The sequence below is a fragment of the Ruegeria meonggei genome (assembly GCF_900172215.1).
Classification (GTDB): Bacteria; Pseudomonadota; Alphaproteobacteria; order Rhodobacterales; family Rhodobacteraceae; genus Ruegeria; species Ruegeria meonggei.
This window is the reverse complement of sequence record NZ_FWFP01000018.1, coordinates 25,929-45,607: the sequence shown is the minus strand read 5'-3', so window position 1 is coordinate 45,607 and position 19,679 is coordinate 25,929. Positions and strand designations below refer to the sequence as shown.

18 protein-coding genes are annotated in these 19,679 nt (G+C 55.0%); 9 read left to right on the top strand and 9 right to left on the bottom strand.

Annotated elements, in window-relative coordinates:
• Positions 1 to 6: 6 nt before the first annotated feature.
• The 6 genes from RUM8411_RS21665 to RUM8411_RS21645 form a co-directional block, all read right to left on the bottom strand.
• A complete protein-coding gene (locus RUM8411_RS21665) occupies positions 7 to 1,455 on the bottom strand; it encodes a biotin carboxylase (protein ID WP_085824812.1) in 1,449 nt (482 codons plus the stop codon).
• A gap of 22 nt (positions 1,456 to 1,477) precedes the next feature.
• Positions 1,478 to 4,210, bottom strand: a complete 2,733-nt coding sequence (locus RUM8411_RS21660) for an aminotransferase class I/II-fold pyridoxal phosphate-dependent enzyme (protein ID WP_085824811.1) — start codon at positions 4,208 to 4,210, stop codon at positions 1,478 to 1,480.
• A gap of 42 nt (positions 4,211 to 4,252) precedes the next feature.
• Positions 4,253 to 5,221 (bottom strand): carbon-nitrogen hydrolase family protein, encoded by a 969-nt coding sequence (locus RUM8411_RS21655; RefSeq protein WP_085824810.1) that lies wholly within the window; start codon positions 5,219 to 5,221, stop codon positions 4,253 to 4,255.
• Positions 5,218 to 5,355 (bottom strand): hypothetical protein, encoded by a 138-nt coding sequence (locus tag RUM8411_RS22770; RefSeq protein ID WP_159453949.1) that lies wholly within the window; start codon positions 5,353 to 5,355, stop codon positions 5,218 to 5,220. The genes RUM8411_RS21655 and RUM8411_RS22770 overlap by 4 nt, the downstream gene beginning before the upstream one ends.
• On the bottom strand, positions 5,352 to 5,702 hold the full coding sequence (locus RUM8411_RS21650) for a hypothetical protein (protein ID WP_085824839.1): 351 nt from the start codon (positions 5,700 to 5,702) through the stop codon (positions 5,352 to 5,354). Before RUM8411_RS21650 ends, RUM8411_RS22770 begins: the two co-directional genes overlap by 4 nt.
• A gap of 69 nt (positions 5,703 to 5,771) precedes the next feature.
• Positions 5,772 to 6,293 (bottom strand): VOC family protein, encoded by a 522-nt coding sequence (locus tag RUM8411_RS21645; RefSeq protein ID WP_085824809.1) that lies wholly within the window; start codon positions 6,291 to 6,293, stop codon positions 5,772 to 5,774.
• A gap of 230 nt (positions 6,294 to 6,523) precedes the next feature.
• Here RUM8411_RS21645 and RUM8411_RS21640 point away from each other — a divergent pair, with 230 nt between their 5' ends.
• From RUM8411_RS21640 to nadC, 5 genes are all read left to right on the top strand, one after another.
• On the top strand, positions 6,524 to 6,754 hold the full coding sequence (locus RUM8411_RS21640; RefSeq protein WP_085824808.1) for a type II toxin-antitoxin system CcdA family antitoxin: 231 nt from the start codon (positions 6,524 to 6,526) through the stop codon (positions 6,752 to 6,754).
• Positions 6,754 to 7,053 (top strand): CcdB family protein, encoded by a 300-nt coding sequence (locus RUM8411_RS21635; protein ID WP_085824807.1) that lies wholly within the window; start codon positions 6,754 to 6,756, stop codon positions 7,051 to 7,053. The genes RUM8411_RS21640 and RUM8411_RS21635 overlap by 1 nt, the downstream gene beginning before the upstream one ends.
• Before the next feature lie 259 nt (positions 7,054 to 7,312).
• Entirely contained in the window at positions 7,313 to 8,365 is a 1,053-nt protein-coding gene (gene nadA / locus RUM8411_RS21630; protein ID WP_085824806.1) for a quinolinate synthase NadA, read from the top strand.
• Positions 8,366 to 8,373: 8 nt separating this feature from the next.
• Positions 8,374 to 9,939 (top strand): L-aspartate oxidase, encoded by a 1,566-nt coding sequence (locus RUM8411_RS21625; RefSeq protein ID WP_085824805.1) that lies wholly within the window; start codon positions 8,374 to 8,376, stop codon positions 9,937 to 9,939.
• On the top strand, positions 9,936 to 10,784 hold the full coding sequence (nadC, locus tag RUM8411_RS21620; protein WP_085824804.1) for a carboxylating nicotinate-nucleotide diphosphorylase: 849 nt from the start codon (positions 9,936 to 9,938) through the stop codon (positions 10,782 to 10,784). The genes RUM8411_RS21625 and nadC overlap by 4 nt, the downstream gene beginning before the upstream one ends.
• Before the next feature lie 298 nt (positions 10,785 to 11,082).
• Here nadC and RUM8411_RS21615 read toward each other — a convergent pair whose 3' ends face one another.
• A complete protein-coding gene (locus tag RUM8411_RS21615) occupies positions 11,083 to 11,502 on the bottom strand; it encodes a methylglyoxal synthase (RefSeq protein WP_234995320.1) in 420 nt (139 codons plus the stop codon).
• Between the two features lie 112 nt (positions 11,503 to 11,614).
• On the opposite strand from RUM8411_RS21615, the gene RUM8411_RS21605 reads away from it, so the two are divergent.
• Positions 11,615 to 12,304, top strand: a complete 690-nt coding sequence (locus tag RUM8411_RS21605) for a helix-turn-helix transcriptional regulator (protein WP_085824803.1) — start codon at positions 11,615 to 11,617, stop codon at positions 12,302 to 12,304.
• Between the two features lie 95 nt (positions 12,305 to 12,399).
• Here the strand turns inward: RUM8411_RS21605 and RUM8411_RS21600 are convergent, their stop codons facing one another.
• The gene (locus RUM8411_RS21600; protein WP_085824802.1) at positions 12,400 to 12,831 is read right to left on the bottom strand and encodes a helix-turn-helix domain-containing protein; all 432 of its coding nucleotides are present in this window, start codon (positions 12,829 to 12,831) and stop codon (positions 12,400 to 12,402) included.
• 81 nt (positions 12,832 to 12,912) lie between these two features.
• On the opposite strand from RUM8411_RS21600, the gene RUM8411_RS21595 reads away from it, so the two are divergent.
• The 3 genes from RUM8411_RS21595 (at position 12,913) to RUM8411_RS21585 (ending at position 16,723) form a co-directional block, all read left to right on the top strand.
• Positions 12,913 to 13,404 carry a DUF2938 domain-containing protein gene (locus tag RUM8411_RS21595; protein WP_085824801.1) on the top strand — a complete coding sequence of 164 codons (492 nt, stop codon included), beginning with the start codon at positions 12,913 to 12,915 and terminating at the stop codon, positions 13,402 to 13,404.
• 284 nt (positions 13,405 to 13,688) lie between these two features.
• Positions 13,689 to 14,330, top strand: a complete 642-nt coding sequence (locus RUM8411_RS21590) for a GNAT family N-acetyltransferase (protein WP_143534974.1) — start codon at positions 13,689 to 13,691, stop codon at positions 14,328 to 14,330.
• 332 nt (positions 14,331 to 14,662) lie between these two features.
• Positions 14,663 to 16,723: an adenylate/guanylate cyclase domain-containing protein gene (locus tag RUM8411_RS21585; RefSeq protein WP_234995319.1), complete on the top strand. Its 2,061-nt coding sequence runs from the start codon at positions 14,663 to 14,665 to the stop codon at positions 16,721 to 16,723.
• 388 nt (positions 16,724 to 17,111) lie between these two features.
• Here the strand turns inward: RUM8411_RS21585 and RUM8411_RS21580 are convergent, their stop codons facing one another.
• Complete coding sequence (locus RUM8411_RS21580) at positions 17,112 to 19,646, bottom strand: cation:proton antiporter (protein WP_085824799.1); 2,535 nt, start codon at positions 19,644 to 19,646, stop codon at positions 17,112 to 17,114.
• Positions 19,647 to 19,679: the final 33 nt, after the last annotated feature.

The following is a 19,679-nucleotide window of genomic DNA, read 5'->3' as shown; positions in this document are numbered from 1 at the left end:
GGCTTTCTACATAATTTTGAACGCAGGGTCTTCCATCGGCTGCGCCGCAGGCAGCGGTTCCGCCGCGTAAGCCGACTTGATGCCGTGAATCCACTTTTTCGATTTGTCGGTCAGTTTGAAGCCTTTAGTCATCGATCGACCGCGCGTCACCAGAATGCCCAGATCGGCGCCCTCATAGCGATAATCGCCGACATTCGAGATACGCAGGAAAAACGCCTCATTCTCACCCACCGCGCGGCGGTGATAATCGAACCGGTCAAACACTACGCGGCCATCTTCCAGCATCTTGTAGATGCCCGATTGCGGGGCCTGGGTGATGCGATCCACGCTATCATCGGTGTGCTTGATCACCATCTGCGACCAACTGTCGATCATGTCCGGGTCAGCCCAACGGGCATTGAGTTCCTCAACATCCAGCTTGAAGGGTTTCTTGCTGAACTCCAGCAAGTGAAACAAAAACAGTGGCGCATCCGCATGAGCAAAGGCCGCATGGTTGGTCATCGAACTGGCCCCGGTGATGCGCGGGTTCAGCTCGCCCAGCCATAGCTCGTCAGTTTTTTTGTCGATCAGGAAATCGAGTTCGAAGTAACCGCGATAGCCGGACTTGCGTAGCTCTTCCCCGAATTGGAATGTCAGTTGCCGCGCCTGTTCGCGGGCTTTGGGTGGGAACGCAGTTGAGAAGATTTCATTGCCACACCAACCACCGCGATAGGGGGTCAGTTCATTAAAGCCCACAAGTTCGGTCATCAGCGGACCAACGATGGTGCCTTCAGATGTGGCACAGGCTTCGATCGCCGCGCCGCGACAATCGATCCGTTTCATGATCTTGATTTCGCCTTCGCCAATGATCTCATCTTTGTGTTTGTTGAAATCACCCTCTGACTTGATGAAAAACGTTGTGTGGCCACTGTCGCCGAAGGCGGATTGCAGCACCAGATCATGGCCCAGCCCGGCCTTGTCGCAGATCTTTTGCAGATGATCATAGCTTTTGACGACGCTCAGAGTATTTGGCACGGACGGTACGCCCGCCTTGTTGCCGATGCGCACGGTCTCGATCTTGTTGTCGCATTTGGTGCGCAGCTTGGCTTTGGGAAACCAGAGCTGACCACCCAGATCTTTGACCAGTTTCTCGGTGGTCTCATCGAACATCAGGAAGACAAACTTCGGTTTCCCGCCGCGCCGTTTGATCAGGTCGATGACTTCTTTGTGCTGCAACAGATAGTTGTTAATGTCTTCGATCGACTGGAACTCGTCATGCGGCATTTCTGAAGGCACGAACACGTTCGGATGTCGACCATCAAAGCAATCCATGTAGCAGATATAGGTGAAATTCATCACCCATTCGTCCAACCCCAACAGGTTGAAATTGGTCGCCGACACGAAATAGACCGGATCCTTGTTGGTGTGGAAGTACCGGCGGATTTCCGAGATGTTCTTGAGCACCTTCTTTGGCATGTTTGTTGTCCTCCCTGGCCCCTTAGGGGTTCTTGACTGATTTCAAAGCGTCTTCGGTAAAAATGCGCAGGCCAAGATCAGCGCGGAATCCGTGGATTTCCGAGACGTCCAGCGCTTGCATGAATCTTAGAATCTCTGGGCTTATGACCTGCCCCGGCACCAATATGGGAAAGCCGGGCGGATAGGGGATGACGAAGGTGGCAGAGACAAGTTCTTCGCCCGCTTCCAATCTGTCCAACATGCCCTTGTCCGGCTCGACATAGTCACAGTTATCCTCGTCATACGACAGGAAGAAGGCCCTGCGAATGTTGCCCGCTTCGGTGCCTTTTTCACAGCGGAACGCATCGTGGAACCTGCTGAAATCGGGCAGCGGCGGAACATTTTCAACCAGATTTTTGACACGCTTGTCAAAGGCCAGTTTTTCCATCCTGGATGCATCATCCATAAGATCGTCCAGCTCTTTGGCGATCTCAACCAGAACCTCAATCAAATACGCAACGGAACTGCGCGTTGTGCCGATATTGGTCATGAACAGCACAGTGTTGCGCGAGGTCTTGTTGATTTGGATGCCGTACTTGTCCATCAGTATCTTTGTCTTGAACGTGTCGCCGTCCCATCCGGTGGCACCCACATGCAGCGTGATACGGGTGGCATCCAACACGAACTCGTCACGTGACCAGGAATCCCAGACATCTGCCCAGCCCTGATCGGGGTCGAAATAGCTCTTCATCCCACTTTCACGATATTCCTCGGGAATCATGTCGCCTGCAGTTACCAGTTTGAAATATTTCTTCAGCAGCGGATGTGTCGACACCGCCCTTCGGATTGCCATGGCGCTTTCCACCTGCCGCTGGACAAATTCAAAGCCCTCAAGCTCAACCTGTCTGCGCCCGACATCGAGAGAGGCGATGATCTGATAGTTCGGCGAAGTGGACGTATGTGTCATGTAAGCTTCGTGGAACGCCTCTTCGACCGCTCCCTTAAAGCGCTGATCGTTGACGTGAATCATTGATCCCTGACGCAGAGACGTCAGCGTCTTATGGGTGGATTGCGTGGCGTAAACCCGTACCCGTGCATTGGGCGGCGCGATAAGACGAGTGTTAAGCCAAACATCGTCATCGGCGCCTTCCAGTATTGCCTGTTGGGCGTTATAGGCCTCGGCATGTTCCGGTGTCCGGAACTCTTCACGCAGGATATTGGCCGACCGCATCGCAGTACGCACCCGCGAATTGGGGGCGAACCTTGCATAGGCAAACCATGCTTCGTCCCACAGGAACACGAGGTCTTTCTTGATCGCCAAACATTCCTGCATCACCCGCTGGACGTTATAGACAATGCCGTCAAAGGTGCAGTTAGTCAGCAGCACCATCCGAACTCGGTCCAGCTTACCCTCAGCCCTCAGGGCCAAAAGCTTATGCTTGATTTCGCGGATCGGAACCGCGCCGTACATCGAGTATTCGTGCAGCGGATAGCTGTCCATATAGACCACGCTCGCACCAGCCAGAACCATGCCGTAATGATGCGATTTATGGCAATCGCGGTCGACCAGCACGATGTCTCCGGGCTTCACCAATGCCTGCACAACAATCTTGTTGCAGGTTGAGGTGCCGTTAGTGGCAAAGAACGTCTGTTTGGAACCGAAAGCGCGGGCGGCGGCTTCCTGCGCCTCTTTGATCGGACCACGTGGCTCCAGCAGTGAATCCAGACCACCGGACGTGGCGGAGGTTTCGGCCATGAAGATGTTCGAGCCGTAAAACGCCCCCATATCCTGAATCCAATGACTGCGGCTGATCGATTTACCACGGCTGATCGGCATTGCATGAAACACGCCCGTCGGCTGCTTGGAGTATTCCTTTAGTGCGGTGAAGAACGGTGTTTTATAGCGACGCTGCACACCCCGCAGGATGTTGAGATGCAGCTCCAGAAAATCTTCCTGATTGTAGAACACGCGCCGGCACAGGCCCAGGTCAAGCACGGCGATGTCTTCGGCAGACCGGTCGGTGATCAGATAGGCATCCAGTTCCGGGCGTAACATCCCGATACGGCGGCAGGTTTCGGGCCCGTATTCCGATGGTGTCAACTCCTCGAGGTCGGCCCCTTCGCCATAGAGGCTCATGTAGCGGCCAAGAACATTGGTTTCGTTCTTGGACTTCAGCCCCAAACCCGGGCGGACGATGACAGCCTGCACATTCTGATTGAACAGAACCCCGATCAACGCATCTTCGACACTGGGCACAACGACAGTCTCATAGATGAACGGGTCTTCGCTGCGGCGCATGCGTTGCAGGCTGGTTTGTAAGAATTTTTCCTGCTGCTCGTTGACATTGTCGACGATCATCACCTCGAAATACGGCCGCCCCAATGCGCGGGCTTCGTGGGTTTGGGTCGACTCGTCTTCGAATTCGTCGCCTTCAGTCTCATCCGCGATCAGTGGAATCGAACGACGGCGATAGGCTCCGGAGGTCAACGCGCGCGCCACCCGGCGCACTGCGGTTGAGAAATCGGTGAAATTGCCATGCTCAAGCAACCGGCGCAGGTAATCAAAGGCGGATCCACCGGGAAAGGCGAAATACATCTCGATCGGCGCCAGCGCCTGCATCAGTTGCAGGGCGCGTACACGATGTTTTTCGTCACCGTCGCGGTCCAGAGATTCAGCGGTTTCCCGTAGCGCGCTCCACCTATCCGCCCTCAATTGTGAGGCGCTGTAGTAGTCTGAAATTGTTGGGAGCTTTTCGCTATCGGAAATGCCGTGCATGAAATCCTGTCCTTTCTGCTGATACCGAAAAGCTGCCCGATATCAGTCTGTGCCTGAGCGCCCCTCGTAGAGATACAGATTATCGGGCTTTTTCGCGGCGTCTTCGCTGTATCCCAGTGCTGTTCTGGGGTCGGTCGCGGCGACACCTGCCGCGTCGCCCTTTTGCGGTATGCGCAGCGGGCCGAGGGTGTGCAGATAAGCATCCGCCCCGCTGTTACGGTCATATACGGGGAAATCAGCCTCTCGATCTCGGAAGCTTTTGAGCACCTGCCCCAGACCTTTCAATCCAACCTCGCGCTGGCGGCGAACCTGATCCAGATCGATCTCAATCGGGAAAATATCCTCCTGCCCTGCGGATTGGTGCAGAACGGTGGCTGACGGATCAACCACCAGCGAGCGACCCACGCCACCCGCAGCCAGCCCGTTCACGTCGAACACGTAACACTGGAACTGCGCGGCAGTTGCCTTGGCAATCGACAATTCGGCCTCTCGGTCGGTCGTGCCAGTCAGAACAGGGTGCAGCAGAACCTCGACCCCTTGCGAGGTCAAGTGGCGGGTAGTTTCGGGGAACCAGATGTCATAGCAGATCGACAGACCAAACCGGCCTACATCCGGCACGTCAAAGATGCAGAACTCGGTGCCCGAGGCGATGTTCTGCTCATAGGGTTTGAACGGAAACATCTTAGAATATTTCGAGACGATTTCACCATCCGGGTTGATCACTACTGAGGTGTTGAAAACGCGCCCGTCCTCGCGCTTTTCGAACATCGAGCCGGGGATCAGCCAAATTCCGTAGCGCCGTGCCGCATCCTGAAAGCGTGACAGATCATCATTGGGAAACGGCTGGGCAAACCGATCAAGTGGACCATAAGGTGCCAGCTCACTGAACAAAGCCATTTGGGTCCAGGGGAACCGTGCCATCATCACGTCGATGCGATGCAGCATCGCATCGACGTTCGAGTGCATCGCGCCCACATGCATCTGGATTCCGGTTATCGCAAAAGGGGTCATTTTTTGTTTCTTCTCATTTTGTTGCCGATTGCGACCGCCGTTTTGATCCGGCGTTCTTCATCGGAGCATAAAACCGTGTGGTCACGCAAGCCTGCTGCCCTCAGGCCATGGTTATTCAGGAATTCAACCTTCATAGAGCCGCTTCCTCGGTCGCATCTTCGGTCAGCGGTTCGACAAAATCGATGTCATTACGCACCCAGAAGAAGCGGAAGCCGCAACTGCGCAACCATTTTTCAATCCGGTCCAGGCTGGACCATTCGCGCCGCAGCCCGCGCGTGGATTCAACTAGCGCCCACTGGCCATCTACAAAAAAGTAGACCGTCCAAGTGTTGGGGTGCGCCGACTGGTTGGCAAAGCCACCGCTGACCACCTCGCGCGCGGTGCGAACCGCAACCGGATAATCTCCGATCCGGTTCTCGGCGGTCAGAATAGCCAGATCGTTCTGGCGGATTGTGAAAGTGGGAAGGGGTGCGTCGTTCATGATTTTCCTGTTAATGAACACACCCATTCCGGCACCTCACGATCCGTCTGCCGTTCAACCTCTGACGGATCACGCGGCCTCGGTCTGCTCTGTCGTCTCAACCGCCACGGCTATGGCTTCGTCCTCCTGACCCTGAAACGTTCGAAACAGCACTTTGCGACGCTCGCTGATATCTTCGGACTTGAGGTTCTCAATGCGCGTTGCCAGCGTCCAGATATGTCCGAACGGGTCGGCAACAGTGGCACAACGCTCGCCCCAATAGGTGTCGTTTGCTTCGGCAATCAGGTTTGCGCCGTTTTCCAATGCAGTCGACAGGACAGCATCGATATCCTCGACATACATATGCTGACTAACTGGCGTGATGGCACCCGAAACAATGGGACCATGCGTGCCCCATCCGGTTGACACAAAAAGCATCGAGTTGCCGATCTTGATGGCTGCAAAGCCGGGGGCCTCATCGGCGTCACAGGCCTGAACCTTTGCGTCAAAGGCGTTTTCATAGAATTTCAGAGCCGCAGGAACATCCGCAACGGCAAGCGATACCGTGCAGGTGCGATAACCGCGCGGCAGGGTGGCAGGCTTCTTTTTCATATTCGAAATCTCCGAATAGGGCGGGGGTCGCCCGATGGAATATGCGGGGAAATTCCCGCATTATGCACTATACTGTGGATCAAGTTGCCATATTTTTCAACACTATGATGCATAGTGCTGACGAATCAGTCAGTGAATCCTCAGAAAGTCAGCGGCGTGAAGCCAAGTATGCGCATAGTTGACGCCCATAACTCTTGTTGATATTTTAGGCGCATGCGGAGATCTATCGAATGAATGCCCAATCACGAAAACCAACTAATCTGTCGCTCGACAGTGTCTTACTTTCTGAAGCCAAGGAGCTGAAAGTAAACCTATCGCGCGCGGCCGAAGACGGGGTACGTGTAGCCGTTGCTGCTGCAAAGGCAGAGCAATGGAAAAGTGAAAATGCTGCAGCTCTGAGAAGCTCCAATTCTTATGTGGAACGACATGGGCTGCCACTGGAAAGCTTCAGACAGTTCTAATGCCAAAATACGATGTTTTTCCCAACCCTTCTGGTGATGGATTCCTTCTGGATGTTCAAACTGATCTTCTGAGTGATTTGAACACGCGTGTTGTTGTGCCGCTTTTGCCGAAAACGAAAGCTCCAAAACCTGCGACCCGGCTCAACCCAGTATTCGAGATCAATGGTGAACATGTCGTCATGGCCACCCACTTTTTAGCGGCCGTGCCTGTTGGAATTCTCAAGTCTCAAGTTTGTGATCTCAAAGACGAGTTTGAACAGATCACAGTCGCCGTAGATATGCTCATGCAGGGATTCTGATAGAAGTAAGAGGCGCCGCCCCGGCAGCAGTTGGCACAGGCCCACGTCAACAACTTGGCGAGGTTTTGATGGAATGGACATCCCCATGACCTTGTGGTTTGAGTGTCAAGATAAAAAAGTCAAAGGTAGAAGCTAAAAAAGTCAATTGGTTCCAAGTCGACGGCGAAAATTGGCACATTTTCCTTTATTGACTGGTGTTCAATTTAAATCGAGTTCGTTACTTAGGTCACCACAAGTTAGCTAGGCAGAAATCAGTCCCGTGTTCGACCTCCCCGCGCAGCGCGCTCACCTCTCCGAAAAGTATGATCTGACCCCATCGCCCGAGCTGGCCGCCAGCATGACCGATATCTATGATCGGATGTCGCGTGTGGTATCGCCCGTCGATTGGGCAATCTATGCGCCATATGTAAAGGCAATCATTGATCTAAAAGCCGAGCGTAATGCAGTGATCTTGGGTCACAACTACATGACGCCAGAGATATACCATGGCATTTCCGATTTTGGCGGGGATAGCCTGCAGCTTGCCATCAGGGCGACCGAGGTCGAGGCAGATGTTATCGTGCAGTGTGGCGTGCATTTCATGGCCGAGACGTCCAAAATTCTTAGCCCAACCAAAACAGTGCTGATGCCAGATATGGAGGCGGGGTGTTCGCTGGCAGAATCGATTACTGCGGAAGGTATCGAGGAAATGCGCACGCGGTATCCCGGGGCTCCGGTTGTGTCTTATGTAAACACCACCGCAGAAGTCAAAGCGGCGTCGGACATCTGCTGTACGTCATCCAACGCAGCGCAGATCGTTGCGGCCCAGGACAGCCACACCGTGATCATGACCCCCGACCAATACCTGGCGCAGAACGTTGCGCGCGATGTGCCCCAAAAGAATGTTGTCTGGTGGGAAGGATCCTGCATCGTCCACGAACAATATAGCGCCAGCGATCTGCGTGATTTTCGCGAATGGAACCCCGGGACACGCCTGATTGCGCATCCGGAATGCCCGCCGGACGTTGTGGCGGAATCCGATTTTTCCGGATCAACCAGCGGCATAATCAAATACGTTACCGACGAAAAACCCGAAAAGGCGTTGCTCATTACTGAATGTTCAATGGCATCGAACATTGCCGATGAACTGCCCGAGGTCGAGTTCGTCGGACCCTGCAACATGTGCCCGTACATGAAGAAAATTACCCTGGAAAAGGTGCTCTTTGCACTCGACACCATGACCGGTCAGGTTGAGGTTGACGCCGACGTTGCAGTCAAAGCACGGCAGTCCGTACATCGTATGATAGACCTGTCGCGGCAATTGGGTATCTGATCGTCCCAATGCAACGGTTAGCCACAAATCGCGTGGTCATCATTGGTGCAGGTTTGGCCGCTGTTTATGCGGCGTTGAAACTGGCGCCGCGACCGGTTGTCATGATCTCACCGGAACCTTTGGGAACCGGGACCAGTTCAGCTTGGGCCCAGGGCGGTGTGGCCGCTGCGATGGCACCAACCGACAGTGCTCAGGCTCATGCGGATGATACGATGCGGGCTGGGTCCGGGTCTGTTTTGCGTGAAGTGGCTGAATTTGTGACCCGTTCGGCGCGCGAGCATGTACTGGACCTGTCAGATCTTGGCACCGGCTTTGATCGCAGGGCTGACGGAAGCTTTGTTCAATCGCGCGAGGCCGCCCATTCCGCTGCCCGTGTGGTGCGGGTCAAGGGCGATCAGGCCGGGGCTGAAATCATGCGGGCGATGATTGCGGAATTGCGCCGGACGTCTTCTGTTCAGGTGGTCGAAGCTGCGCAGGCTGTTGCATTGGAAAGTGACGGCGCTCAAGTCACCGGAGTTTTCCTGACCAGCATCGACGCGCCTGATGCGCAGCCGGTTTTGTTACGGGGAAGCGCGCATGTTCTGGCTACGGGTGGCTCATCGGGCCTGTATGAGCAGACCACCAACCCTGCGCATATCCGGGGGCAAGGGATCGGGATGGCGGCCCGTGCCGGCGCGCGTATCGCCGATGCGGAGTTCGTGCAGTTTCATCCCACAGCGATCGACGTGGGAGAAGATCCGACGCCTTTGGCAACCGAAGCGCTGCGCGGGGAAGGAGCAGCCTTGATCGACAAGACTGGCCATCGGTTCATGGCCGATATTCATCCCGATGGTGAACTGGCTCCTCGCGACATCGTCGCCCGCGCCGTCTATCTGCACACGCAATCTGGCCTACGCCCTGCGCTCGATACACGTGCGGCTATCGGTGCCGAAATTGCGACCTTGTTCCCCTCTGTAACCGACGCCTGCACCCGCAACGGCGTCAATCCGGTTTCCGAGACCATCCCGATAACGGCATCGGCGCATTACCATATGGGCGGAGTGGTGACGGATATGACGGGCCGCAGCTCATTGGCCGGGCTTTGGGTTTGTGGTGAGGCTGCCTGCACCGGCTTGCATGGTGCCAACCGTCTGGCCTCAAACGGACTGCTTGAGGCTCTGGTCTTTGCGCGTGCCTGCGCTCGGGATATTGCAGAGGTTGTACCTGCGGAAAATACACCGTCAGTCGATATCCGTTTCGCCCTTGGTATGAACAATACACATGAACAGACCGTGTCCGCCTTGCGCCGAACCATGACCTCACATGCGGGCGTTGTACGCGAGCGGGCCGGGTTGGAAATCGCCCTTTCCGATATCGCAGCGCTTGAGGCCCATCATGCGGAGTCAGAAGTTTTCCTAAACATGACCGCAACGGCCACCCTGATAACCGCGGCAGCACTGATCCGCGAGGAAAGCCGCGGTGCGCATTACCGATCTGATTTTCCTGAAACCACCCCCGGCCCTGGCCAACGCTCGATTCTGACACTGAGCGAGGCAATGGCGTTGAGGGACCGTATCGCAAAGGACGCCACATGAGTTATCCGGCACTGCACGACTTGATCCTTGAACCGCTAGTCCGATCCGCGCTGATGGAGGATCTGGGGGCCAACGGAGACATTACCACCCTGACCGTTATCCCTGCTGCGGCGACTTACAGCGCTCGGCTGAACGCCCGCGAAGACGCTGTGATCTCGGGTTTGCAAGTGGCAGAGCTGGCCTTTCGTCTGGTCGATCCCAAGCTGGATATCATCACTCATTTTCATGATGGTCAGCATTGCGCAAAAGGGGACGCGCTGATGGAAATCCAGGGCAGCGCGGCCTCGATCCTTTCTGCGGAACGGGTGGCATTGAACTTTGTTGGACGACTGGCAGGGATCGCAACGTTAACCGCAGCGTTAGTTGCCGAAACAAGGGGAACCAAAACGCGTATAACCTGCACACGCAAGACAACCCCAGGGCTCCGCATTGTCGAGAAACAAGCCGTTCTGCACGGTGGCGGATTCAACCACCGCTTTTCGCTCTCAGATGCGATCCTGATCAAGGACAACCACATCGCCGCTGCTGGCGGCGTGCGTGCGGTTCTGGAGACTGCAAAGACGCGCGCTTCACATATGATGAAGATCGAAATCGAAGTGGATCAGTTGGACCAATTGGCCGAAGTGCTTGAGGTCGGAGGGGCGGACGTTGTTTTGCTGGACAATATGTCCCCGAACGAATTGCAAGAGGCTGTAGCAATGGCAGACGGCCAATTGGTGACCGAAGCCTCTGGAAGCGTCAGTCATGACACTGTGGCAGCCATCGCTGCGACCGGAGTGGATTACATTTCCTCCGGAGCGTTGACCCATTCATACCGCTCTGTTGATGTCGGCTTGGATTTTTGAATTGCTGATCTGCAATGGATTCGACAGTAGCAGAGCGTAAGTAAATCGATGCCGGATAACGCGGTTTCCTCGAATGGGTTTTTGACTAAGGTTGTGTTCTTGGGAGAGTCGCGATGTTAATCAGTATAGTTTACATAATTCCACTTACCCGGTTTTTGTGAGTTCACAATTTGCTCAAAGCTTTTGCAGCGATCCAAAACAAATGAATTCAATGACTTTTCAGGTCGCACCATACTGTCGCAAAAAAGGTCCCTTTCGCCTCACCCTACCCGAACCTGACTGCTGGCTAAAGGCTGCGTCAACAATCAAGTTGAGAATACAAACCCTTCAGTACGAAGTCCGCAGTGCTTGGGCTATGAGCTGAGGGAAGATCATAGACAATCGCTAACCTGCTGAGGGCTTTGACATCGACATCATGTGGCATAGGAGACATCGGATCGATGAAGAAGAACAAGGCGTCGAGCTTCCCTTCACAGATCATTGCGCCAAGCTGCTGATCTCCGCCCAAGGGGCCGCTTTTGAGGCAGGTGAGCTTTAGCAGTGGTGATGCCTCTTGGACTTTGGTCCCGGTCGTTCCGGTTGCGAATAAGTTTGCTCCTTCGAGCAATGACACATGTAGTCGAACCCAGTCTACCAGATCACCCTTCTTGGCGTCATGAGCGACCAGTGCCAGCCTTAGCGGGCTATCGGATGAATTGCTCAACAAAATCTGCTCCAAGGCCTACCTCTTCATAGTGATTTCGGCACATCTCAATTTTCGTAAAAACGTCCTCATATCCCATCGTCTTTCCCCACGGATCGACGTAGAGCATGACGCCGGTGATACTATCGTGCGCACCCTTCGCCGTAACGGAACCGCAACGGTCGACGAACTGGCCTGTCAGGTCGGTGCGTCCAGACGAACGGTATTGCGCGATATCGGGGCGTTGCGTGATCAGGGTTTTGTCATCCATTCCGAATGTGGGCGCGGCGGGGGCGTGCAACTTGATCCGCAATCCGTGCAGACTACGGCCCGTCTTTCGGTCACAGAGGTGTTTGCACTTCTCGTCAGTGTCGCAGCCATGCGTGCGGCGCGAAGCCTTCCCTTCTCCGGCCTCGCCGACGCGGGGCTCGCCAAGATCGAGAAGGCCTTGCCGTCGGACAAGGTGCGGGATCTGCGCAGGTTCCTTGACTGTCTGCATGTCGGACAACTTTCGCCCAAACAGGACATCTTGGACATGGGCACTATTGACCCCGCGCTTTTGCCTGCCTTCGAGACCGCGTTTCTGCAACGGCAAAACCTGCGCTTCGGCTACCGGGACGCCAAAGGCGCGGAAACAAGCCGCGAAGTCGAACCGCAAGCTATGCTCATCCTGCCGCCGCTCTGGTATCTCGTAGCCTGGGATTCCAGCCGTGAGGATTTCCGGCATTTTCGCATGGATCGGATCAGCCGCCCCGAGATCGTCGAGGGAACCTCGTTCCGGAGACGGCATGTTCCGTTCGAAGACGATGTCTGCCCATTCAGCGAATTACCGCGCTGAACACCGGAAACGCGTGACGTCTGGGCGGAAGTGATCCCAGTATCTTGACACGTCAACAGCCCAAAATGGTGGATAGGTGTCCACGCTCAATCCCCTCACCCGTTGTCGGGATTCTTTTTGGAACGTTTCGCATCGCTCTGTTTCTTCGTCAGTGCAACACGAATGATGCGCTGAAATCGCGGGCAATCCAGATGGTTTTCGGCGGTGCAATTCATGACATGGCGAAGGCCGTCCCGTAAGGCCGTCAGTTCCTTGATCCTAACGTCAATTGCATCGGCCTTTGCTGCCAGAACAGTACGATCCAGATCGGGCCTGCCTTCTGAACCCATCGTCTCTTTGATCACGCCGAGTGAAAACCCGGCGGTTTGCGCCAGAGAAATGAGGGAAATCCGCGTCTTCACCTCATCCTCATATAGACGCTTCAACCCCCTTCGGCCCGCCGACCGGATGAGGTCAACCTCTTCATAATAACGGAGTTTTGACGGTGAAAATCCGCTTGCGCGAGAAAGTTCAGAAATGTCGAGCATGATCTTGACCTCAAGTGGGCTTGAAGTTGCATGTTGCCCCTCCACTGCAAAACATCAACAGAAACTAAGGTCGATACCTCCATGACAACAGAAATTTTCTTCAGCGCGGTTCTGATCGGCATAGGCGCGACAGCCTTCATGGATGTGGTCGCCCTTTCCCAGAAGCTGATCTTCTCTCAGCAATCGCTCAACTATGCGATGGTGGGCCGTTGGCTCGGCCATGTGGCACAGGGACGGCTCGTTCATCGGCCCATCATGGCCAGCGACCCTGTTCCGGCGGAGCGTTTGTTGGGCTGGAGCGCACATTATCTGACGGGCGTCGTGTTTGCGCTGGGTTTTTTGGCCGTGGTCGGTCGGGGCTGGCTTGAAGTGCCGAGCCTGCTGCCTGCGATTACGTTTGGAATACTGACAGTGCTGGCGCCTTTTCTGATCCTTCAGCCGGGCATGGGAGCGGGGTTGGCGGCACGGTTGACGCCCGACCCACGAGCTGCGCGGCTCAAGAGCGTCTTTGCACATCTCAGCTTTGGAATTGGGCTTTGGGTCGCGGCAAACGGTGTATCCAATTTGATCTAACATTTCGCGAAGAGCGTACCGAAAGCAGTCATAAGCGCCACGGGGCGCTTATGACTGCCTTGTTGCGCAGGCTGTGAATTCGGCGGTTACCAAATTTTGCTACTCCAGCCATGTCTCCTCTGGCGGGCCGCACCGCAGCGACGGCACTCGTCGTCCAACGGCAGTTCTGGGCCGGTCTTCATCCAAGTGAAATGTGCCTGACCTCCGAGTGTTGTATTGCCCCCACACGCCTCAGCCCAATTCAGTCATCCATCGTTGCTTGAGCAGGACAATAAATTGCGCATTTGACAACAAGTATTTGCGGCCCACATGCTGAACGTGAAAATCGAGGTGGAACGACCAAAGGTAATTTCATGTTTAGATCATCAACCCCAAGTGAAGCAGAAAGTTTGTTAAGCGGACTTGCTCTTGGGTTTTCTGCCGACCCATTCATGCGTTGGCTGTATCCTGAACCTGCCGATTTCCTTACCCACTTTCCGCGAGTTATCGACTTTTTTGGAGGGCGTGCATTTGAACAGGGTAGCGCGTTTCGAAACGATGATTTTACTGCTGGCGCACTTTGGCTTCCGCCAAGCATTCACCCTGACGAAGAACGGCTTGTCGCCTGTTTTGAGCAGACGGTCTCATCAGAAAAGCATGATGCGTTGTTCGAAACCTTCGGGCAGATGGACAATTATCATCCCGATAAGGACTGCTGGCATTTAGCTTTTATTGCGGTCGATCCAATTCGCCAAGGAAAAGGGTTGGGGTCCGCGTTGCTTGAATACTGCCTCAAACGTTGTGACGAAGATGGAAGACCTGCTTACTTAGAGTCGACAAACCCTACAAATTTATCGCTGTATAAGCGCTATGGTTTCCAAGAGATGGGTCTAATCAAAGCCGACAATGCCCCACCGCTGTTCCCGATGTTTCGAGCCGCCCAATAGCGATAGATCAAACGGCTGCATTGTCCGCAATCAGTGAGTTTGACAGGCCTCCTATCTCGCCGCTGCAGCGAATGGCGGCAAGGCGGGCTGCTACGGCGGCATCAACACTGGGTGGTCAACGGCCGCAATGGGCCGCACGTCATCTGCACACAGCGTCTGGCAAAATCGCAAAGGTCAGCTACAGTAGTCAATGTTCAAGCGCCCGCTTCAACACAGTCCTTTGCTGCTACCTAACAGTTGCGTGAGATTTTGGGATAGGTCGAAGAAAGTTGTGCCCTCCTAGCAATTTCAATTCAATACTGAAGAATATGAGTAATTTGGCGGAGATTTAAGTGCGACTTAGCGTGGGAATCGCTGTGTCAATTCTGGTGGCTGTGTCTATCGGGGTGTCGACCTTTATTGTCCATTCCCTGTGGTGGACGACTGCGCGCGACAATAGCCGCATGCTTGCAGCTGAAATCAACGGCCAGATCGCGAAGACTGTCCGAATCGAACTGGGGGTGACGCTTAGGTCGGCCGAAGCCGCCTGGGCAGCCGTTCGCACGATCTTTGTCCAGAACGTCATCGCGACGCGACAGGCCGACAAGCGCGAGTTTGTTTTTCTGTCGCAATTGCAGGCGCAGCCGAATATCTCATGGATGTTCTTTGGCTGGCCCGATGGCAATTTTTTCGCGTCGCACCGTCTAGGTGACGGCGGGCTTGAGATGATTGAAATCGACAAGGGAATCCGCGACCGGATGCTGCGGAAGGATCGCTACATCTTTATCCCCGGTGACATTCAGTTCGAGGAGCGGACCTTTACCGAAACATCCTATGATCCGCGCGAACATGCCTGGTTTGAAAACTTTATGGGTCTCAGCTCTGCGGGGTGGATCGAAACGCGCGACCTTCCGGATAGTAAAAAAACCGTTTACGCCTTTGCTGGTCCGATAGACGTCAACCGAACGCGGCAAGGTGTTCTGGCCGTTGCAATCGAAACGGATCGTTTGTCACGTTTTCTTGCCAAGCTTGCGCCCGGCGAATTCGGCGCGGCATTTATTCTGAACGCTGACGGCAAAGTTATTGCGGTACCTGATGCAGAAGCGGATGAGATTACCCCAGCGCGCATGGGCGAAGGGAAGCTTTATGAAGTTGCCATGATCTCAGGCGAAAGGTTGTTGGCAGACCCCCAAGCGAATGCCCAGGGCACGTTGACGAAACGCGTCGTCATCGACGGCGTGCCTTATGCGGTGGCGCTGACGCCATTGGGGTTTTATGGCTGGCGCGTTGCCACGGTCATACCCGAAGCGGCGTTTCTGTCGGACATCGATGAAACGCTGATAAACCTTATATACGTATTGATCGGTGTTGTGGTCGTCGCAACCGGGTTGGCGATCTGGCTGATCCGAAGCATTGTCGCAAATCCGTTGGCACGCATCGCCGAAGATCTTGGCAAAATCGAACGCTTTGACGTCGAACGCATTGAGCGCAGACCCTCCAAACTGTCTGAGCTTGCCAATCTTTCTGCGGCAGCCGCGAGCATGGCTGCTGGTTTGTCCGCTTTCCGAAAATACGTGCCCACCGACCTCGTGCGTATGCTGGTTGCTGAGGGCATCAAGATACAGCCGGGCGGAGAAATGAAACAGATCTCTGTGTTGTTTTGCGATGTAACGGGTTTCACCGGGCTGTCCGAAAAACTTGGCCCAAAGATTGTCCAACTGATGGAGCCCTTCTTCAGCGCGGCCTCTGCGGCCATTACTCAAAACGGTGGGACGATTGACAAGTTTATTGGCGATGCCGTGATGGCGTTTTGGGGGGCGCCGCGTAAAGATGCCAACCACGCTGAAAATGCCTGCCGCGCCGCGCTGGACCTTGTCGCTGCCGTGGGCGCGTCCGGAATTAAAGATGAGGCTGGCAACCCCCTATGCGTCAGGATCGGGGTGAACAGCGGCGAGGCTCTGGTCGGAAATATCGGATCAGAGCAGCGGTTGAACTACACCGCGATTGGTGATGTCGTGAACGTTGCCAGTCGGTTGGAAGGGGCCAACAAAGACTATGGAACGCTGGTCCTGGTCGGGCCGGAAACGAGGCGACAGGCAGCTGACGCAATCGTGGTCCGCGAGTTGGACACGGTTACCGTGTTTGGACGTGTTGAAGAGCTGGTGGTCTACGAACTGATCGTCATGGCGGATGGACGTGATGGATCATTTGCCTGGATAGAGGCTTATGAACAGGGCCTTGCACATTATCGGACAGGGCGGTTTGAAGAGGCCGTTGCCGCATTCGCGGCCGCAGACCAGGCGCGAAACGGAGACCCCGCCTCAATCGCCATGATGGCCCGCGCCCAAGACCTGTTAGACAGGCCGCCAAAAGAAGGCTGGCGTGCGGTTACAAGCACCAATAAGAACCAATAAGAAACATCCGTTTAAGTTAAGGGGCTTCGGGAAAGTCCGACAAGTGTCGCGTTGTGTGAGCTCAGCACGCCGGGGACTTCGCTCTCGCAGCGAATGTCCGAAAAATGGGTGCGACCGCAGCATCACCACGCGGTCGCCGAATGACCGGAATGGGCCGTGATCTGTCGAAGATCACGTGCCCTGCCGTCTCATACAGCTGCACTTCTTGACTGACACTCTAATAATGGGAGATCGGATATTTGGGCGATTGTCTGAGATGTTGAGGGTATTGACGGTTTTTCGAGTGACCAACCGTCTAATAGGAGCAGACATTCAACGAAACCGAACTCGACTGGTACCCGTGAAACAACACTGTTGTTTTCGCGGCTTCGTTCCAATTGGTGATCTCTCAAGAAATGGCCCCATTTCCAGAGGAACCTGCGGGCTCATTCAGGTCCAACGCCGCAGGGTCGATCATGCGCTTATCAGCGCTCATCTTGACAGAGTTTCGCATGGCTTTGCTTCGCCGCAGCAAGCGTCGGAAACTTGCCTCGTCGAGCATAAGCAGCGTCGACGGTGCCAATGCCCGCACGTTTACGCGACGGGGCCGTTTCAATAACATGGCCAATTGCCCGAACATTTCACCACGACCCAGCCGCGAGGTTTTCCTGCCGAGTTCCACTTCCACCGCTCCGGAAGCAATGAAGAATACACTCTGGGCGAATTCGTCTTTGGAAATGATGGTATCACCCGCGTTGGCATATCGAGTACGCAGCGCCCGGCTGAGTTTCCTGAGCGAAGACTTGTCGAGATCGGAAAATAGTGGGAATTGCCTGACTAGATCCCGTCCTTTAAGAGTGATGTCCAACTTCGGACGTCCTTCAGATAACGTACGTCGCGTCGCCACTTCCTGCATCAACACAGAATAAAGTTCTTCGCCCACAAGGCCGTCTTCGCGCATGACCGCATATTCACGTTCTTCAAGGCGCAGCGCGGTTCGCTGGATGAATCGTCGCTCTAACTTTTCGGCGTAACCGGGAAATTGCAGTCGCAGGCCTTCAAGCGCCGTCTCAACCGCCTCGGATCGACGCGCCAACACTTCATCCAGCAATTCGGCAACCCGGCGGCCATGGATCCGGCGGATGCGGCCGCGGACGAATCCATCGAGGCCCTGCAGGATCAGACGTTGCATGAGCAATCTTTCGAACCTATCCGTTGTGATACGCGTGAGCGGGAACGAAATTCCAAGCCGGTTGTGCAGAAACACGGCGATCCGAAAAGATCTGCCGTAAACGACCGACCGATTTGATGCGCGCTGATAGCCAATCCGCCCGCCAGCCCGTGCGCCTTCAATGAGCCGATCCGCATCGGACAGAATCTTCTCACTCAGAACCGATGACATGGTGCGTTCCCGCATCCGAGCCAGGACGGAATCCCGCTCTGCACCGGCCAGTGCAATAAGGCCAAGAGTGACCCGGTCACGATCCAGGATCTGCGCACTGTCTTCGGCGGCCTTTACGGCCTCGTCCAGGCGTTCGCTAAACTGTTTGGCTTCGTTTCTGACGATATCGTGCGTCAGGTTATAGTTTTCTGCGGTGCGGGACACGTCCTCGCGAACCGATTGCAAAGCAACAGCGACCACTTGTCGTGAAAGTGCCGTATCAAGCGGAGAAAGCTTGTCGAGCCCCAGTTTTGTGATCACCGTGCGCAAGGTTGTGCCCTGAACAATCAGTGTAAACAGCGTAAAGCCTGTGGCCAGGATGCCGACCAAGCGCTTTGTCTCAAGCGGGATATGCGTGCTTTCGGTGACTGCCAGAGCCAGCGCCAGCGTCACGGCACCACGCAGCCCACCCCACAGTATTGCGGTGCGATAGGGACGTTCAACAGCAGGCGACATACCGATTGCCGTAAGCAATGGCAGCAACCCGAACAGAATTGCCGCTCTCGCGAACATGGCAGCCAGAACCACCACAACCAGCAGGCCGAAGTCGGACGGCCGCACCTCTTCCAGCAATCGCGGTATCAGTAATGCTGCCAGAATAAAGATCAGCGCGCCTGCCCAATGTGCCAGAAGATCCCAAACTTCTTGCAGATTTGTCCAGGCGACCGGTGACAAACGACCGAGGCCTGTGAGGTTGAGAGTAAGACCAGCGGCCACCACCGCGATGACACCCGAAGCCCCGATGCTTTGTTCTGCAACGATGTAGGCGAGGTATGGCAGCGCAATGGAAATTGAAATCTGCGCCATCTCCCAGCGATCTACAAAGGCCATCAGCCAAACTGCTAGGCGCGCCATGAGCCAACCGGTGAGTACTCCGCCTGCGATTAATAGCGGAAATTGCCCCGCGGCTTCACTTAGTAATGGATTGGGTCTCCCGAGCATGACAAAGCTCATGAATAGCCCGAAAAGAGCAACCGCAGCTGCATCGTTAAGAAGGCTTTCGCCCTCGATTATTCGCGACAGCCTGCGCGGTGCCGAGATCGACCGGAAAATGCTGACAACCGCCGAGGGATCAGTCGTTGACACAATGGCGCCAACCAGCAGGCAGGCGGCCAGTGGCAGCGTGCTTACCCAACTCAGCGCATAGCCAATGGAGAATGTCGCCACAATCACTGCCACAACGGCCATCATCAGGATGGGCATCCAGTCATCCAGCATCCTGCGCAGGTCCATGCCGAGTGTGGCCTGAAAGAGCAACGTTGGCAGGAAAACATAGAGGAAGACGTCTGACCGGATCGGCAAATCAATAATCGCCCGCGCTCCGGGGTTCAGCGCATCTGTCAAGTCAGTATTGAGAAAGAACGTCGCGCCAAGTCCGATCACAATACCCAGGACGGCAAGGATAACGCTGTAAGGCAGGCGCAACCGTGCAGCCAATGGTTCCGCCACGCCGATTACAACAAAAAGAGAAGTGATGATGGTCGTAATGACGACGATATCCATAGTTACGTATTACCTGAGAACTCGAATTAATGG

Excerpts from the sequence above, each read along its gene's own strand:
- RUM8411_RS21635 (WP_085824807.1), top strand. The coding sequence starts at position 6,754 with ATGCCAAAATACGATGTTTTTCCCAACCCTTCTGGTGATGGATTCCTT.
- RUM8411_RS21595 (WP_085824801.1), top strand. The coding sequence starts at position 12,913 with ATGACAACAGAAATTTTCTTCAGCGCGGTTCTGATCGGCATAGGCGCG.
- RUM8411_RS21640 (WP_085824808.1), top strand. The coding sequence starts at position 6,524 with ATGAATGCCCAATCACGAAAACCAACTAATCTGTCGCTCGACAGTGTC.
- RUM8411_RS21650 (WP_085824839.1), bottom strand. The coding sequence starts at position 5,702 with ATGAACGACGCACCCCTTCCCACTTTCACAATCCGCCAGAACGATCTG.
- nadC (WP_085824804.1), top strand. The coding sequence starts at position 9,936 with ATGAGTTATCCGGCACTGCACGACTTGATCCTTGAACCGCTAGTCCGA.
- RUM8411_RS21600 (WP_085824802.1), bottom strand. The coding sequence starts at position 12,831 with ATGCTCGACATTTCTGAACTTTCTCGCGCAAGCGGATTTTCACCGTCA.
- RUM8411_RS21625 (WP_085824805.1), top strand. The coding sequence starts at position 8,374 with ATGCAACGGTTAGCCACAAATCGCGTGGTCATCATTGGTGCAGGTTTG.
- RUM8411_RS21665 (WP_085824812.1), bottom strand. The coding sequence starts at position 1,455 with ATGCCAAAGAAGGTGCTCAAGAACATCTCGGAAATCCGCCGGTACTTC.
- RUM8411_RS21645 (WP_085824809.1), bottom strand. The coding sequence starts at position 6,293 with ATGAAAAAGAAGCCTGCCACCCTGCCGCGCGGTTATCGCACCTGCACG.
- RUM8411_RS22770 (WP_159453949.1), bottom strand. The coding sequence starts at position 5,355 with ATGAAGGTTGAATTCCTGAATAACCATGGCCTGAGGGCAGCAGGCTTG.
- RUM8411_RS21655 (WP_085824810.1), bottom strand. The coding sequence starts at position 5,221 with ATGACCCCTTTTGCGATAACCGGAATCCAGATGCATGTGGGCGCGATG.
- RUM8411_RS21660 (WP_085824811.1), bottom strand. The coding sequence starts at position 4,210 with ATGCACGGCATTTCCGATAGCGAAAAGCTCCCAACAATTTCAGACTAC.
- RUM8411_RS21580 (WP_085824799.1), bottom strand. The coding sequence starts at position 19,646 with ATGGATATCGTCGTCATTACGACCATCATCACTTCTCTTTTTGTTGTA.